This window comes from Bradyrhizobium sp. SHOUNA76, from assembly GCF_023006445.1.
Classification (GTDB): Bacteria; Pseudomonadota; Alphaproteobacteria; order Rhizobiales; family Xanthobacteraceae; genus Bradyrhizobium.
The window spans coordinates 1-817 of record NZ_JALBHA010001012.1; the positions used below are offsets into that span (position 1 = coordinate 1).

1 protein-coding gene is annotated in these 817 nt (G+C 66.6%); it reads left to right on the top strand.

Annotated features, from left to right (window positions below; genetic code table 11):
- Nucleotides 1-817: flagellar M-ring protein FliF C-terminal domain-containing protein (locus tag MOV74_RS39350; RefSeq protein WP_309486892.1), on the top strand; the 817-nt coding region annotated here is incomplete at both ends.

An 817-nucleotide genomic window follows, 5' to 3' on the forward strand; every position in this document is an offset into this window, starting at 1 on the left:
CCAGCTGCTGGCCGACGGCGCGGCGGCTGATCCGGAGCAGGCGGTCGGCGAGGAGCGCCGCATCTCCTTCGAGAAGCGGATGCGCAAGCAGGTCGAGGACATCGTCTCCTCCGTGGTCGGCTCCGGCCGCGCCCGCGTCCAGCTCTCCGCCGATTTCGACTTCAACAAGGTCACCCAGACCTCGGACAAGTTCGACCCCGAGGGCCGCGTGCTGCGCTCGAGCCAGACCCGCGAAGAGCAGAGCATGACCGCCGACAACAACGGCCAGGTCACCGTCAACAACGAGCTGCCCGGCAACCAGCAGAACAACGGCGTCGCGGCCAAGGACCAGAGCAAGAAGTCCGAAGAGACCAACAATTACGAGATCTCCCGCACCACCAAGACCGAGGTGACCGAGGCCGGCCGGGTCAACCGCATCTCGGTCGCGGTGCTGGTCGACGGCATCTACTCCAAGAACGACAAGGGCGAGCTGGCCTATCAGGACCGCACCAAGGAGCAGCTCGACCGCATCGCAACGCTGGTGCGCTCCGCGATCGGCTTCGACCAGAAGCGCGGCGACCAGGTCGAGGTCGTCAATCTGCGCTTTGCCGATGCGCCCTCCACCGCCCCGATCGGCGAACCCGGCGGCTTGCTCGGCATGCTCCAGTTCACCAAGGACGACGTCATGTACTTCGTCGAGCTCGGCGTGATGATGCTGCTCGGCCTGATCGTGCTGTTCCTGGTGATCCGCCCGCTGGTCAAGCGCATCCTCGCCTCCGACGAGGTCGCCGCCGCCATCTCCGGCGTGCTCACCGGCCCGGCAGCTTCCGATGAGGCC